Annotated in this window: 15 protein-coding genes; 5 read left to right on the top strand and 10 right to left on the bottom strand. The window is 62.0% G+C overall.

What is annotated here, in order from left to right; genetic code table 11:
- Nucleotides 1–70: 70 nt before the first annotated feature.
- Nucleotides 71–2575: a sensor domain-containing protein gene (locus ACFSJC_RS06290; RefSeq protein ID WP_386024775.1), complete on the bottom strand. Its 2505-nt coding sequence runs from the start codon at nt 2573–2575 to the stop codon at nt 71–73.
- Nucleotides 2572–3825, bottom strand: a complete 1254-nt coding sequence (locus ACFSJC_RS06285) for an HD-GYP domain-containing protein (protein ID WP_386024772.1) — start codon at nt 3823–3825, stop codon at nt 2572–2574. Before ACFSJC_RS06285 ends, ACFSJC_RS06290 begins: the two co-directional genes overlap by 4 nt.
- Before the next feature lie 296 nt (nt 3826–4121).
- On the opposite strand from ACFSJC_RS06285, the gene ACFSJC_RS06280 reads away from it, so the two are divergent.
- From ACFSJC_RS06280 to ACFSJC_RS06270, 3 genes are all read left to right on the top strand, one after another.
- Nucleotides 4122–4328 (top strand): hypothetical protein, encoded by a 207-nt coding sequence (locus tag ACFSJC_RS06280; protein WP_386024769.1) that lies wholly within the window; start codon nt 4122–4124, stop codon nt 4326–4328.
- Nucleotides 4329–4398: 70 nt separating this feature from the next.
- Nucleotides 4399–4629 (top strand): hypothetical protein, encoded by a 231-nt coding sequence (locus ACFSJC_RS06275; RefSeq protein ID WP_386024766.1) that lies wholly within the window; start codon nt 4399–4401, stop codon nt 4627–4629.
- 328 nt (nt 4630–4957) lie between these two features.
- Nucleotides 4958–5140: a hypothetical protein gene (locus ACFSJC_RS06270; protein ID WP_386024763.1), complete on the top strand. Its 183-nt coding sequence runs from the start codon at nt 4958–4960 to the stop codon at nt 5138–5140.
- Between the two features lie 101 nt (nt 5141–5241).
- Here ACFSJC_RS06270 and ACFSJC_RS06265 read toward each other — a convergent pair whose 3' ends face one another.
- Complete coding sequence (locus tag ACFSJC_RS06265) at nt 5242–5820, bottom strand: DUF3501 family protein (protein WP_386024760.1); 579 nt, start codon at nt 5818–5820, stop codon at nt 5242–5244.
- Between the two features lie 105 nt (nt 5821–5925).
- Nucleotides 5926–6471: a glutathione peroxidase gene (locus ACFSJC_RS06260; RefSeq protein ID WP_386024757.1), complete on the bottom strand. Its 546-nt coding sequence runs from the start codon at nt 6469–6471 to the stop codon at nt 5926–5928.
- A 155-nt stretch (nt 6472–6626) separates the two neighbouring features.
- Here ACFSJC_RS06260 and ACFSJC_RS06255 point away from each other — a divergent pair, with 155 nt between their 5' ends.
- The gene (locus ACFSJC_RS06255) at nt 6627–7370 is read left to right on the top strand and encodes a ferredoxin--NADP reductase (protein WP_386024754.1); all 744 of its coding nucleotides are present in this window, start codon (nt 6627–6629) and stop codon (nt 7368–7370) included.
- A 93-nt stretch (nt 7371–7463) separates the two neighbouring features.
- Here the strand turns inward: ACFSJC_RS06255 and ACFSJC_RS06250 are convergent, their stop codons facing one another.
- Nucleotides 7464–8804, bottom strand: coding sequence for a DEAD/DEAH box helicase (locus ACFSJC_RS06250; protein ID WP_386024751.1), 1341 nt, complete (start codon nt 8802–8804; stop codon nt 7464–7466).
- Nucleotides 8805–9132: 328 nt separating this feature from the next.
- Between ACFSJC_RS06250 and ACFSJC_RS06245 the strand changes: the two genes are divergently transcribed.
- Nucleotides 9133–10638, top strand: coding sequence for a DUF2325 domain-containing protein (locus tag ACFSJC_RS06245; RefSeq protein WP_386024748.1), 1506 nt, complete (start codon nt 9133–9135; stop codon nt 10636–10638).
- Nucleotides 10639–10657: 19 nt separating this feature from the next.
- Here ACFSJC_RS06245 and ACFSJC_RS06240 read toward each other — a convergent pair whose 3' ends face one another.
- The 5 genes from ACFSJC_RS06240 to ACFSJC_RS06220 form a co-directional block, all read right to left on the bottom strand.
- Nucleotides 10658–11782 (bottom strand): glycosyltransferase family 2 protein, encoded by a 1125-nt coding sequence (locus ACFSJC_RS06240; protein WP_386024745.1) that lies wholly within the window; start codon nt 11780–11782, stop codon nt 10658–10660.
- Between the two features lie 120 nt (nt 11783–11902).
- Nucleotides 11903–13594 carry a PP2C family protein-serine/threonine phosphatase gene (locus tag ACFSJC_RS06235; RefSeq protein ID WP_386024742.1) on the bottom strand — a complete coding sequence of 564 codons (1692 nt, stop codon included), beginning with the start codon at nt 13592–13594 and terminating at the stop codon, nt 11903–11905.
- A 12-nt stretch (nt 13595–13606) separates the two neighbouring features.
- On the bottom strand, nt 13607–14305 hold the full coding sequence (locus ACFSJC_RS06230) for a substrate-binding periplasmic protein (protein WP_386024739.1): 699 nt from the start codon (nt 14303–14305) through the stop codon (nt 13607–13609).
- Between the two features lie 88 nt (nt 14306–14393).
- The gene (locus ACFSJC_RS06225; protein ID WP_386024736.1) at nt 14394–15236 is read right to left on the bottom strand and encodes a GGDEF domain-containing protein; all 843 of its coding nucleotides are present in this window, start codon (nt 15234–15236) and stop codon (nt 14394–14396) included.
- Nucleotides 15226–15633: a DUF1987 domain-containing protein gene (locus ACFSJC_RS06220; RefSeq protein WP_386024733.1), complete on the bottom strand. Its 408-nt coding sequence runs from the start codon at nt 15631–15633 to the stop codon at nt 15226–15228. The genes ACFSJC_RS06225 and ACFSJC_RS06220 overlap by 11 nt, the downstream gene beginning before the upstream one ends.
- Nucleotides 15634–15673: the final 40 nt, after the last annotated feature.

The raw sequence follows: 15673 nt of genomic DNA, 5'->3' as shown, positions 1-15673 counted from the left end.
ATCGCTCCACCAAGCGAAACCGGTGGTCGATTAGGACCTTAAGAGGTCATCTCTACGGGGGTAGATCGGCTCAAGGCTCGACGATACGCGGCAAGGGATCGCGCGTATCGGACAGCCCCAAGGCGCCGACCAACTGTACGAAGGAGTCAGGATCGACGGGGGGCGAGCACAGATAGCCCTGGAATTCGTCGCAGCCGGCGTCCAGCAGGAAACGCCGCTGGGTGTCGTTCTCGACCCCCTCGGCGATCACCTTCAGATTGAGCGAGTGGGCGAGATTGATGATGGCCGTCGAGATCGCGGCATCGCTTTCATCATCAGGGATGTCCTGGACGAAGGAGCGATCGATCTTGAGCTTGTGGATCGGAAAGCGCTTGAGATAAGCGAGACTCGAATAGCCGGTTCCGAAATCGTCGATCGCCAGCCGGATGCCCAGATCGACCAGGGCATCCAGCCGAATCAGCGTCTCATCGACATTCTGAATGAGGATCGACTCGGTCAGCTCCAATTCGAGCCGACTCGCTGGCAGCCGGCTCGATGTCAGCCATTGAGCCAGGGATTCGACGAAATTCATCTGGTGGAACTGAGCCGCAGAGACGTTCACGGACATGGTCAAATCGACCCCCTGAGCCTGCCACAACTCGCCTTGGCGGATCGCCTCGCGCAGCACCCAACCGCCGAGCGCCACGATGAAACCGGTCTCCTCGGCGATCGAAATAAAATCGCTCGGCGCCATCACGCCCAGATTCGGGTCGGTCCAGCGCACCAACGCCTCGGCGCCGACCAAGCGCCCGCTGTAGAGGTCGACCTGGGGTTGATAGAAGAGACGAAAGCGCTGCTCCACGAGCGCCTCGCGCATGGCGTGGTCGATCTTCATCCGGGACAGAAGACCCACGTTCATCTGGCTCTGATAGAAGCGAAAGTCGCCGCGCCCTCGTTCCTTGACGTGGTACATGGCGCTGTCGGCGTTCTTGATCAGGTCGTCGAAGGTGTCGCCGTCCTGAGGGTAGAGCGCGATACCGATACTCAGGGCAAGCGAGAACTTCATGCCGTCGATCTCGAACGGCCTGGACATCACCTCCATCAGCCGCCGCGCGGTCTGTTCCGCGCCGAAGACATCGGTCTGATGCAGGAGCAGCACGAACTCATCGCCTCCGAGTCGAGCCGTCGTGTCCACCTGGCGCAAACAGCCCTTGATCCGACGCGCAACCTCGATCAGCACGCGATCGCCGAAGAGATGGCCGAGCGAGTCGTTGATTTGCTTGAAGCGATCGAGGTCTAGAAAGAGCACCGCGAAGCCACTCTTCCCGCGCCGAGCCATCTTGATCGCAAACTCGATGCGCTCGGTCAGCCGTACCCGATTGGGCAGCCCGGTCAGGGCATCCGAATAGGCGAGTTCCTCAATGCGCTCTCGCGCCGCGACCGCCTCGGAGAGATCCTTGACAAAGACGACGAACTGAAAGGGACGGCCATCGACATCCAAGACCCGAACCAGCGACACGAGACAGGGGAACCCCGCGCCATCGTGTCTGTGCTGCTGGATCTCCCCTTCCCACAGTCCGTCACGATCGAGTGTGTCGAGGATCGAGCGCTCGGGCTGGTCGTCGCTTCCCAGCCTCAGAAAGCGCATCAGCGACTGACCGACAATTTCACCGGCATGCAATCCCGTCATCCGCTCGCAGGCAGGATTGACGGTCAGAATGCCGAGATCGAGATCGGTCACGAAGATGGCGTCCAGACTGGCCTCGAAGACCCGAGCGGCGAGCTTGAGGCTCTTTTCATCGACCAGGCGTCGGGTGATGTTGCGGAAGGAATAGACGCGGCCGATCGGATGGCCGCGCGCGTACTGAGGCAGGGTCACCCGCTCCAGCACCTGCCCGTTGCGCAACATGATCAGATCGGTGGACTCCAACAGGGGGTTGCTTTCGATCGCCTCGACGCGAGCCATGTATTCTGTGGGATTCGACACCGCATCCCGCATCCAGCGATAGACTCCCGCATCGTTGCGCTCGGTCAAGAGTCCTTCCGGAAGCTCCCATGCCTCGGCGAATCGCTGGTTGAAGCCCCGAATCTTACCGTCGAGATCCGCGACCAGAATGCCATCGGCACTCGACTCCAGCGTCGCCCGCAGTTCGGCGACCAGCTTCTCCAACTCGCTCTCGACGGCACGGCGCTCATCCAGATCGGAGACGCTCACGACGAAGAAGGTGTTGCCATGGATACAGTCGATGCGGCTCACCCGACGCAGCACCGCGACCAGGGAATCGTCGACGCGCCGCAGCCAGGTCTCGGACAGCAAGCCGGTCTCCCGCCCGCTCGCGACCCCCTCCCAGAACAAGAGGTCCTCCGGCACCGAGGCCAATTCCATCGCAGAGACGCCGAGCAGCAAGGCGTGATCGACGCCGAACAGCTCCTCAGCAGCGCGGTTTATGGCGACCAGGCACAGATCGCGTGCATCGACGATCCAGACCGCCTCGTTCAATCCGTCGAGCAGCGTCTGCCATGTCGAGAGACAACTCGAACCACAAGGATGCGGGTCCAGACGCCCATGATGTTGGTCATTGTGAACAGGCGTCATCGATCGCCCCGAGAAGAGGAGGTATCGCGGGCACGTTCGAAGAAATAACACATGCGCTGACGCGGCGAGAGATAGTCGAACACGGCGCGGGGCAATTGCGACGGCTTCAGACTCTGACGGATGCCCAAATCGGGCGCATCCTCGAGATCGAGCACCCGCGCCTCATCGGATGGCACCCGGGGATCGTGAACCACCACCAGAGGCTTCAAAGGCCGATCCGAATTCACCGAGACCACCAAGGCGTGACGACCGTCGGTGAGCAGGACGACCGAACCGGGCGGATAGACCCCCATCATGCGGATGAACATCTCCAGCACGGCCGCATCGAACTTGCATCGGCTTTGGGCGAACATCAGCGAAAGAGCGTTGTGCGGAGTCACGGCCATCACCGGATTGGCCGGATTGCAGACCTGATCGTAATGGTTGACCAACACCAGGATCCGCGACGCATAGGTCAGTTGCTCGCCGCTCAAGCGCTTGGGGAAACCGGAGCCGTCCGAATACTCATGATGCTGAGCGATCATGGCCAAGATCTCGCGACTCAAACCCATGCGGATTCCCAGCTCCAGCCCATTGACGACATGCTGTTGGAACAGGTTGCGCTCGGCGGCGGTGAACCCAGGTTCACGCCAACGCAACCGCTCGGGCAGCGAAATCTTGCCGATATCGTGCAACAGGGCGCCCAAGCCAAGATCGCGGAGTGCGTCCGCATCCAACCCGAGCCGTTTGCCGAGTAGCAAGGAGATTACCGTCACATTGATCGCGTGCAAGGCCGACTTCTCGCCCGCCCCTTCGGACAGCAGCCGAATGAAGGAGTCGCCTTGATCCGTGAGCCGCCCCACCAGACCGCCGACCATCGCCTCCGCCTGCTCCCGAGCCTGATTCGGTCGGGTCCCGACCGACTTGAGGATATCGCGAAAACATCGCGTCGCATCGGAGAAATCGCGCTCGCAACGCTCCAGATCGCGACGCTGGGCATCGAGTCGCTGCTGACGCACGGCGGCCGCCGAGATGTCCCCGACCGCAGGACCGTCGTCATCCGTCGTGGCAGGCTGCGGCAGATCGCTTTGCTCCGGCGACCAGCGCAGACGTTTGACCCCCAGTCCGCGAATGGTCTCTATCTGAGTCTCGGAGAGAATCTTGAAGTTGTTGAGGGCGAATGGGTGTCCCATCCACCCCAGATCCAGATAGATATACATGCCGACACGGAGTTCGCCGACATCGATGAATTGGGCCTGCGCGTCACTCATTACTCGAAATACCCGACATTCGTGACCAACTGTAGATTGGTGCCATGCATACGTCTAACTGCAGGAGAGGAGATCGTTACGTCGCGGAATGCGCCCCTGAACAGATCCTTCGGGAGCGACAATGCGAGAGATAGCCTGGCCCCATAAACGAGACGAAAAACGCGCCACACAACCTCAAGCGGCCCTCACACCCCAAACCAATCGCAAATCCGACGTCAATCCCAACGCTCAGAAACGGTCGAGGATGAACGCTTAACCTACGTAGGTCCAGAGCGCAGATCAAAGAGACAGACTCTATGATCGATCGACTCTGGCACACCTCGGTCGATCCTGTGTGGGCCATCGATCTCGCCGACGCTTCATCAGAGAGGGAGTGCCACCAAATACGCGCGCACAGCGCGATCCTTGCGCAGTTTGCCGAAAAGAATCGTGCAGCCGACGAAAATCTTGGGCCAGAAAGGCGGAATCCCATGAAGAGACGCCATCAATTGCGCGGAACGTGACGTACATAGCGAACCGCAACCCCACCGACGCGTTAATTTTATGCCTCGTTTCAACCGGTAGAGATACAGCATGTCGCCGAAAATGGGTGTGCTTCACCTCAGTAATGAAACCATCATCCAACTGCAAGCCCTCTCACTCCCTGGCGAGTCACTGGACAGCGTCATCCAGCGCGCCGTGCTCGCGCTCCAGACCCTGGAGGGAACCTGCAGACAGGAGGCCATGGTGCAACGCATGAATGAACTCGAATCGCGCATCCAGCAGATCGAGCATCGACAAGGAATCTGTCAAGAGCAGGAATAAGCCGATTGCCGCGAAAGAAGGTTCCTGTCATCGGATACGGTGAGGGCGAACTCCATCGGGTCATGAAAGATGCAGTTCGCATGCTGACCGCATCCTGTAGGGTGATGTTTCTCGATATCGCCGCAAACGATTGCCGGAGACCTTCACCCAAATGACGCAGGATCGATGTTTTCCTTCTTGAAGAAGGGCTGGCGGGAGCATAGCAAGATAGCAAGAAGCAATGCGACCGCCCCCAGTACCGAAGACGAATGCGAGCCTACGGCCTAGCGTTCCCCCTGAAGCAGAGCAACGACCGATCAGAGCGACAACCCGAACAAGGAGAATCCCGATGGCACAACGCCCCCCTCTCTCGCCCATACAGCAAGCCAAGAAACGCATGGCAGACGCCAAGCGCCGGGAAGATCAGATATTGGCCGGAATCAAACCCGGAGCCGGGACGAATCAGCCCCAGCTCTCCGAGGAGGACGCCAAGCGCATCGCCGCAGCCCTGACTCAAATCCTGAAGGATTAAAAACGCTTACGCGGATGGATATCCTGACCGCAGCCGGGACGGCGGACTTGAAAGCCATCGGGATTTTCAGCGACAGGTGTCGCAGGCGGCCAGCAGACGCCTCAAACCAGATCGCCGACGAGCGAGTCGCGCACCGCATGCGGCAGATCCACCCGATAGGTGCAACTTGGATGGTCGGCGCCGGCAGCCACCCCCGCCCCGGCCTTGGCTGCATCGACCATGGACTGCGTCAGCTCGAAGCGCAGAAAATGCACCGCAGAGGTCTTGACGCTGTCCCGGCGCTTCATGTCTTCGTCGGCGATCGCGTAGACCCTGTCGCAGCCGGCGACCCGCACCCAGACCTTGTCCTCGACCCCGCGTAGCTGAACGAGTGCCTCGCGCCGCTCGTTCGGGTCCTGGTACGCGATCATGAGCGTCGCCTTCCAGTTTCCACCATCCGGGATCAGCGGATTGTAGGCATCCAACTCGTCCTGGATGCCCGCAGCCTCGAAGATCCGCTCGACCCTCAACATTTCCTGAATCTGATACAGCATGGTCAGACGGTCTTCGAAATAGAGCGTCGCATGGGGGCCAAGCGGTACCTGGCGCCTCTTCTTGTGAGCCATCACCTTGACGCGAAACTCGCCGCGAATCTGGGCGTATTCTTCGAGGCTGTAGAGATCGTCTCGTGTCAGATACATGCGCGTCTCCCTATTTGCATGTCCCGACGCCAGGCCCGTATCGATACGGGTGACATACCGTAGACCGGTCGCAACAGGTTATGCGGCGTAACGGGGGACACGCAATCAGAGCAGCTTCTCGATCGCCTTGACGACCTTGCTGCTCTCGGGTTTGGTGATACTGGTGAAATGATCGACGAAGTTGCCCTCGCGGTCGATCAGATACTTGTAGAAATTCCATTTCGGATAGGGTGCGCCAGCGGCGGCGAGACGCTCGAACAGGGGCGCAGCCTTGCCGCGCTTCACTCTGACCTTCTCGAACATGGGGAACTCGACCGAGTAGGTCAGCCGACAAAATTTCTGGATATCCTGCTCCGTCCCAGGTTCCTGACCGGCGAAGTCGTTGGACGGAAATCCGAGCACAACCAAGCCGCGCTCGCCGTAGGTGCGATAGAGCCGCTCCAGCCCGTCGTACTGAGGGGTGAATCCGCACTTGCTGGCCGTGTTCACGACCAGGATGACCTTGCCCAGATAGGCATCGCACAGGTTCACCAGCTCGTCGCCAGCAAGACGCCGCACCTCCAGATCGAGCAGCGGCGGACAACCCTTGTCATCGGCAGCTGCCGTGGTCGACATGGCGGCCAAGCCGAGTATCAAAAGGGTGTTTTTCATGACGGCCTCCACAATTTCCCGATATCGCATCAAGGTTTCTTTAGGTGAAGCAAGCGGATCGGGATTGCAATGGCCAGACACGGACCGATCATTTTGTGTGAGATCCGCCAGTCGCGCGCGGATTCCAAAGACATCCATCAGAGGTAGGACAGGATATGAACGATTGGGTAAAGGCGACGGTCGTCGGCAAGCATCAATGGGCCGAGGGGCTTTTCAGCCTCCAGTTCGAGGCGCCGGTCGCGGACCATGTCGCCGGACAGTACATCAAGGTCGCACTGGACATCGAGGGAGAGCGGATCGGCCGCCCCTATTCCCTGGTCAACGCGCCTGGAGAGCATCCACTGGAGATCTATTTCAACGAGATTCCGAGCGGCCCCCTGACCCCACCGCTCTCGGCACTGAACCCAGGCGACAGTCTGTGGCTGACCTCGACGGCCAGCGGCATCTTCACGCTGGAGACGGTCGAACCCGCCAAAACGCTCTGGCTGCTGGCCACCGGCACCGCGCTCGGGGTCTATCTGTCGATCCTGCGCACGGAGGATCCCTGGAAACGCTTCGAGCACGTGGTCTTGGTTCATGGCGTGCGCCAGACGAGCGACCTCGCCTACGGCGAAACTCTGGACGCGATTGCCAAACAACATGAGGGGCGCTTCACCTTCATCCCGCTGGTGAGCCGAGAGGCCTGTGAGCTGAATCTATGTGGCCGTATCACCGACCGGCTCAACGACGGCCAGCTGGAAGCCCGGTTCGGAGAACCGATCGACCCGGCAACCAGTCACGTCATGCTGTGCGGAAATTCGGCGATGATCAAGGACGCCAAACAGATCTTGGAGGCACGCGGCCTGGCGCGCCACCGTCGTCATGAGCCCGGCCAGTACACCACCGAGCAATATCACTAGCACCCGAAGCGCTCGATCGAATCGGACGCCGAGCCCGTGCTCGGCGCCGCCTTACCTTACCGGATTGCCCGGCAAGCGCCGACGCAGGTCGGACTAACGCACCGGGCGACGATTGCCGTTGCTATTCCCGCCCCGCTGACGGGCATGACGCGGCGTCTGAGCAGCGGTATCCCCCGAGGGAGCATTACGACGCGCGGACGGAGAACGGGCATGATGGGCGCGGCTCTGCCCTGGCTCACCGCCGGAGCGCCGCTGGTTTCCCCTCTCCTGACGATTCGCACTGTCGCGAGGCGCGGGCGAACCGACCTCGAAGCCATCGACGGCAATCTTTTCGATCTTCCGACCGAGCAGACGCTCGATACCCGCCAGCAGGCCATATTCGTCAGGTCCAACCAGGGACACGGCGGCACCCTCTGAACCCGCGCGTCCGGTCCGACCGATCCGATGGACATAGTCCTCGGACACGTTCGGCAGCTCGTAGTTGACGACGTTCGGCAAGCGGTCGATGTCCAGTCCACGCGCGGCGATATCGGTCGCCACCAGCGTGCGCACGGCACCGCTCTTGAAATCCGCGAGCGCACGGGTCCGAGCGCCCTGGCTCTTGTTGCCATGGATCGCGGCCGCCGTGATGCCGTCCGTGATCAACTGCTGTGCGAGCCGATTGGCACCATGCTTGGTGCGCGTGAAGACCAGCACCTGCTGCAAGCCACCGGAATGGATCAGATGCGACAGCAAGGCGCGCTTCTGATCCTTGGCCACGGGATGCACCAGCTGCGACACCGTTTCGGCGGCCGTGTTGCGTCGCGCAACCTCGATCCGAGCGGGATTGCTCAGCAACCCGTTGGCGAGCTGTTCGATCTCGCGCGAATAGGTCGCCGAGAAGAGCAGGTTCTGACGCTGCTTCGGGAGCGACTTGAGAATGCGGCGGATGTCGTGGATGAAGCCCATATCCAGCATCCGGTCGGCTTCGTCCAGAACCAGGATTTCGATACCACCGAGATCCACATTGCCCTGGCCCTGATGATCGAGCAAGCGCCCCGGGGTCGCGACGAGGATATCGACGCCACGACGCAACTTCTCGACCTGCGGTCCCATCCCCACACCGCCGAAGATCTGGAGCGAGCGCAGCGGCAGATTCTGCCCGTAGAGACGCACGCTTTCGCCAACCTGTGCCGCGAGCTCGCGGGTCGGAGTCAGAACCAGTGCGCGAGGGCGACGCTGGCGTCCATTCGACTGCGCCGCGCTCAGCAGGTGCAACATGGGCAAGGTGAAGGCGGCGGTTTTTCCGGTACCGGTCTGGGCGCCGGCGAGCACGTCTCGGCCCGAGAGAACGGAGGGGATGGCCTGAAGTTGGATGGGGGTGGGATGGGTATAACCCTGCGTGTCAACGGCACGCAGCAGTTCGGCCGAGAGGCCGAGCTCAGCAAAGGACATAGAAACTCCTGGGTCGGCCTACCCAGAGGTTCCCTGGGCCGGTCTAGGCGCTGTGATTGGTAGCGTGACGGGTGAGCCTTGCTTGGAGGGAAATCAACCGACGGACGGATTGCGCCGACCGGATGGCGCATTAGTAATCGCACACCATACGCCAAAAGCTCACGAATGCAAAGCGAAAGCTGACGGCCATCGCCAACCGGATTGACAGAGATCGAACGACGACATAGCATCCAAATAGCAACAATTCCTATTTGCATCCAAGGCGCGAACAAACGGTGAACCACCCCGAATCGCGCCTCGACCTTCCGATTTCCACGGAGCCGCCGGCATGCTGCAACGCTTCTTTCTCGAAGTCACCCAATCCCCGGACAGTCGATCACCGGAACGCATAGCGCTCTACGACTACGACGATCGCCGCCTGCTCAACGAAATCGACGGAGAGGCGTGGCGCAAAGTACTCGAACATCTGGATACCTCCGAAGAAGGGGTCCTGCATACGACGACGTTGGATGGTGCCAACGACCTTCGGACGCGTGACAGGAACACCCAACCGGCGGCCAACCCCGATGCCGACACCAGCGGTCTCGCGGAGCCGGCCGGCGCGATCGAACTCTACCGCCCGCCCGAGGAGGCGCTGGATCCGGTCAAGGCCGCACGCCGCAAGCTCTGGGAGATCCCCCATAAATACCACTGTCCCATCATCGGGACCTGCCTCACGGTCGAAGAGCTGCGTCGAATCGGAAAACGTTTCGTCTGGAGCACGAAGGAGCGACTGAGCGACTACGAGATCCACGTTGGGTTCGTGTCGGCCGCCGAGGAGCGCAACGGACTCTCGCTGGCAACGCAGAAACTGCTCGACAAGAAATACGCCAGCGCGGTACGCCGCTACGGCAAGGCCAAGGATCAGGAGGCCATCCTCGCCCTCTGGTCCGAATCCCTCGCCTGCGGCGAGGTTACGAGCGGACTCTGGGCCCTGATGACCCACGCCAAGACGGATGCGGCGACCATGGTCCTCGCTTACGAGGACATCCACATGCTCTCCCACCAGATCGGAGCCGGACAGCGGGCCGACCTGAAACGGCTCAGCGAGACCCGCATCGAGTTGAGCCGGGTCCGTCACGAATTCGAAACCTTTCAACGACGCACAGCGCAGCAGACCGAACAGCGCGAACGCACCATCAGCGATCTGGAGCGCGCGCTGAGCGACCGTCAGGATGACTGTACCCGACTCGAACAGGAGAACGAACGGCTTCAGAGACACTTGGCAGCAAGCGGGACCTCGGACCTGATCGCACGCACCGCAGCGCTCTCCGACGCACACGCACTAGCGCAATCGCGACTAGAGGAGGCCCTAAGCACATCCAACGCCCTGCGCCAGAAACTGAACGACGCCGAAAAACGCGCCGCCGGGCTCGAGATCCAGCTTGCGGAGCGCGAGGCCGAACGCGAATCGCTCGAACGACTGCTCGCACTGAACCTCGACCACCAGTGCGAGGCATGCCCCAACGACAGTTGCGCCTGTCGTGCCGACCTAGCTGGCCAACTGGTGCTCTGCGTCGGCGGACGCAAACCCCTGGTCGAGCAATACCGTCAGCTGGTAAACAGCTGCAACGGCCGGTTCGAGCACCACGACGGCGGACTAGAGGATAGCCACCGCAGACTGGAGACCATGCTCGCCTCGGCCGACGCCATCGTCTGCGCCGCCGACTACGTCAGCCACAACGCCTATTACCGCACCAAACGGTTCTGCAAGCGGCTGGACAAACCCCACGTCCTGCTCGGCAACTCGGGGCTCTCGTCCTTCGCCCGCGCCTTGGAGCAGGTCGCGAATTAGGGCCGGCGGGCGACTGGCCTCAGCTCGCCGAGCGAACCGAAATCGCGCGCCCCTTCCAGCGCACGCTGTTGCGGACCAGGGTGAGATAGAGCGAGCGCAGGAAGACGCCGAAGAAGAAGAACAGCGAGATCGGATAGGCGATGGCGGTCACCAGAGCGAAATTGCCGAGCGGTCGCAGCAGCCACCAGATCTGGGCGGCATAGGCGGCATAGCCGATCAGCCCGGCGATTCCCCAGCTCGACAGACCATCGACGGGCAGGCCACGCAACGCATCGAAGGCGGCGACGCCGCCCGAGATCCAAGCGGTCATCATCGCCAGCATCGCCAGATCGGTGTCGATGGCGCCGCGCGCGAAATTTTTGGTCCAGCCCTCGACGAGATCCGGAAGACCACCCGGATACATGCGAAAAGCGATGGTGCCGCGACCGATGAAATTATGGGTCGCGACACCGCGCCGCCCCATCTCGCGCGCCAGCGCCACGTCGTCGACGATCTCGGCCCGGACCAAACCGTGCCCGCCGGTGCGGAAATAGTCCTCGCGCGAACAGACCATGCAGGGACCGAAGCTACCGTTCGAGCGTATCCGCTCGCCCGCCAGGGTGAAGGAGCGGATGCTCCCCATCATGATGATGAAGAAGAGCGCCGAGAGCTGCTCATAGGGACGTTTCATGCGGTGATAGGGCTGCACCGAGACCAGTCCGCCATGCCGGGCATGGGTGGCGACGATCCGACGCAATCCGCCGGGCTCCAACTCGGTGTCGGCATCGAGGAACACCAGCAGATCGCCGCTCGCGCGCCGCGCACCCAGCCAGCAGGCATGCGGCTTGCCTAGCCAGCCGGGCTCAAGCTCGGTGACACCGATGACCTCGGCTCCAGCCGCACGCGCCACATCACCGGTTCCATCGGTCGAGTTGTCATCGACGACGATCAGCTCGAAATCCAGACCGTCCTGCCTCGCCAAGGAGTCGAGCAGCGGAGGAATGCGCTCGCGTTCGTTACGCGCTGGGACGATCACCGACACGCGCGTTCCGCACAGGGCGTCCGGGGCCGGCGGACAAACGCGCATTCGACCGAGGAAGACGAAAGCCAGGCTCCAGGGCAGGAGCAACCACAAGAGTTCGGGCAGCATGATCGAAGGACTCATGTATGACGTCGGATGATCGGCTCGCCGGGCGGCCGAGCATCGAGCGGGGAGATGCACACGTGGGCGCAGTATGCGGATCGCCCGTCGAGAAGGCAAACCTTGCGGACTCTGCCGAAAACGTCAGAGCGGTCGCACGCCGATGAGAGTCATGTCGTCGCGGCGGGCTTCGGATCCACGATACTCGGCGAGCATCCGGCACAGCCCGCTCGCCTGCGCTTCCAGACTGAGTTCTGCGTGCGAGTCCAGCCATTCGGCGACCCGTCTGCGCCCCAGAAGTCGGCGCGGTGCCCCGCCCATCTGATCGGTGATGCCATCGGTCATCAGATAGTAGGTCGCGCCCGGACGGACCTGGATCTCATGCTCGACGATCCGATCCGGCGCAGATAGGCTCTGATAGCCCAGATGGCCACGCGAACCACGAATCACGCCAACCGGCTCGCCCGGCTCAAGCATCAGCAGCGGAATACCGCCGGCGCTCGCGAAGCGCAGACGGCGGCGCCCGACATCCCACAGCAGGATGGCCGCATCCAGACCGTCGTCAGACTCGGAGTTCGGATCCTGCTGACGCAGACGGCGGCGGACATCGCGATCCAGTGCCTGGAGGATGGCCCCCGGCTCGGCCAAACGGTCGTCGCGCAGCAGACGCTCCAGCACCGCAGCCACCACCAGGGTGATGAAGGCGCCCGGAACCCCGTGACCGGTGCAATCCGCCAACAAAATGAGACAGCGATCGCCGCAACGCTCGATCCAATACCAGTCCCCGCCGACCTGATGCAGCGGCTCCCAATGGACATGGATCTCGCGAACCGCATCGCCTAAAACGGCCGGATCCGGAAGCATCGAGGTCTGGATGCGACGGGCGTACTGATGACTCTCCAGAAGCCGGTGATTGGCCTGAGCCAAACATTGATGGGTCCGATCCAGTTCGGAGAATGCGCCTTCGATCTCGGCTTTCTGTCGCTCCAAGTCGCCGAGCGCCCGCTCCAATTCCGCTGTTCGTCCAATCACACGCTGTTCCAGTTGCTGATTGAGCGCGGTCAACGCGCGCTGGGCCTCATCGCGTTGATCGAGTCCTCGTTGCGAGGAATGGAGCAAAACCTTGAGGTGCTCGCTCAGGAGACCCAGCTCGTCGTCGGCATGGGTGCGCAGATCGGGCGGAGACCAACGGCCAGGGCGTTCGGGATCCACCTCCGAAATCCCCCGCGCCAGCCGCAGCAAGGGCCGGGTGATCATAAAATAGAAGATCGCGACCACCAGAGCCGAGATGAAGAGCGAACGCGCCAGACCGAAGACGGCCTCCCGAGTGATTCGGCGCAGAAAGCGCTCGGACAGAACCTCCGGTGACAATTCCACCTGCAGCTCGCCCACCCGAGTGGTCGAGCCGCCGGGAACCCGGTAGTACAGCGGCAGACGATACCGGGTCACCCCCTCGAACAGCCAGGCCCAACGCTCCGCGCCCACCCCCGGATCCCCGCTCCGGCGTTGCTGGGCCAAGATCATGCCGAAGTCGTCGCTCAACCGAACGTCGCGGATAGCATCGAAGACGAACAGCCCCCGCACCAACTGGCGACCCAGCTCGGGATTGAGCTGATAGGCCGCCTCGGCAGCGGATCCCTCGACCAGCGCCAGCAGCCTGCGCATATTCCCCGCCGTCTCGTCGCGCATCGCGCGCCAATCGACGAAGAGCTGGAGCGCCCCGACCAACAACCCAAGCAGGAGCGCTGCCATCAGAGTGACACCGGCCTGCTTGAAGGTCAGACCGGACCTAAAGGCGACCTGCCGCACACTGGACTGAGATGCCGTCGGCTTCATGCGATGGCCCGACTAATCGGAGGATACCGGCGGATCGAGCAGCCCAGCGCGACGTTTGAGCCGCGAAACCTCCTCGGCATTATCCAGGAGCCAGCGGTCGAAACGCGCCAGGATCTCGGCATGATGCCGACTGGAGAGCCTGTATTGACCGGTGAAGTGCGGCAGATTGGGATCGTAGACGAGCGCCTCGGCGTTGCCCAGGATGCGCGCGGACTGGGCCTTGGCCACCGCGATGTTGGCATAGGCCCCATCCAATCGGCCGGCCAGCACCTGCCGAAAGAGCGCGGAGAAGTCGGCGTTCTCCATCAGCGTGACGTGCCCCGCCCCAATGCGGCCCGCCCAAGCGACGGGGGTAAAGCCGATGACCGCGCCCAAGGTCCGAATCTCGCTGATCGGATCGCCGACCCGCGCGGGAGTGACGAGCGTCCCGTCCAGATAGCTCACGATGGGACGGCTGTAGCGGATGTCATGGCCGACGCGCAGTTCGGAGCGCCAGCTTGGATCGTCAGGGTATTTGAAGTCGATGCGATCCCGAAGCAGACTCGCCAAGAGACGCGATGGCGGCATCGGCAGATAGTCGAATTGGATGCCCGCATCTTCGGCGAAGGCATCCAACAGATCGCGCCCGAATCCCTCGAAGCGACCGGACAAGCCGTTCTGGAAGGGCCGATAGTCGATGTTCTCGACCCCGACCAGATATCTGACAGGCACCTTCTCAGCCGCCTCTTCGGCCCCGGCGAAACAGCATCCAATCAGACACGCCGACACGCCGACGAGACGGACCACTCCCATGCGAATCCTAGCGCGCCGGAGCGGGACTGTAGGTAACGACACGGTCACGCCCCGCGCTCTTGGCCTCGTAGAGCGCCTGGTCGGCGCGGGAAATCGCCCGCTCAAGCGGTTCCTCGCCACCCACCTCGGCCAAGCCGATGCTGACCGTCATACGCAGGTGCGTCTCCTTCCAAGGCGAGCGAAACGCGCGCGTCTGCTCGCACAGACGCTCCGCGACGGCTTCGGCCGTGCCGAGATCGGTCTCGGGCAGCAACGCCAGGAACTCCTCTCCGCCGAACCGTCCGGCAATGTCGCTCTTGCGCAGACTCGAGCGCAACAGCTGGCCGAAGTCCTGCAACAGCTGATCGCCGGCCGCGTGACCGAACTGGTCGTTGATGCGCTTGAAATGATCCAGATCCATCATGAAGACCACGAATCCCTTGCCGTGACGCATGAGGCGGCGCTGCTCGTACTCGGCCAACTCCAGCACGTAACGACGGGTGTGGACGCCGGTCAGCGCATCGATCGAGGCGATGCGCCGCAATTCATGCTCAAGACGCTCGCGCCTCTTGATCTCTTTGCGCAGGGCATCGTTGAGCTGTTTGAGATCCTCGGCCTGGGCGCTGAGGATGCGATTCGCCTGGTGCAGTTCGAGTTGCATGCGATCACTGATGCGGACCAGACGCACCGTCTCGCGGTAACCGATCCGGTAGGCATCGGCAAGGGTTTTGACCCCGTCGGACACCATATCGAGCTGCTCGATCATCCCCTCGGCTCGGCGGATGACGGCCTCTTCCTGGGCATAGAGCGAGAATACCTCGTCGTCGGCCCGCGAATCCTCGCTATCGTGCTGGAGAGGATCAAGAGACATCGGTATCGAGCACACGGAGATTGAAGCGCGCGTATTCCATGTCCTCACCGAAGTCCTCTCCGAATTCCTGCATGGTCTCGTCGTCCGCTTCGTAATTCCAGCAGATCTCAACCGGGACACCGCCCCGCGCGGTCTCTTCGAGCATCTGGAAGAGGTTCATCAACGCCTTGGCGCTGCTGCTGTTGAAATAGGACAGGCGCAGGTCGACCGAAATCGGAGCGGACCGTGTCTCGTCCGACACGTCAGCCAGAAAGCCCTCCAGGCTTTTGAACATAGGCCCGAAGAAGGACGCGGCATCCTCTGGGTAGGATTCGCCCTCGATTCGCAATCGCCGATTGGCGAAATCGAAGTCGATCAGTGGCGAACGCTCGGTTTGGGGACGGGAAAATATATCCATCGGTTCGGGGCAAATACTGATGATCCTAATTGGACGACCT

Origin of the sequence: Thiorhodococcus fuscus (genome assembly GCF_042682685.1) — a bacterium.
In the GTDB taxonomy this organism is placed as follows: domain Bacteria; phylum Pseudomonadota; class Gammaproteobacteria; order Chromatiales; family Chromatiaceae; genus Imhoffiella; species Imhoffiella fuscus.
The sequence above is the reverse complement of the archived record's forward strand: the minus strand, read 5'-3'. Positions and strand labels throughout refer to the sequence as shown.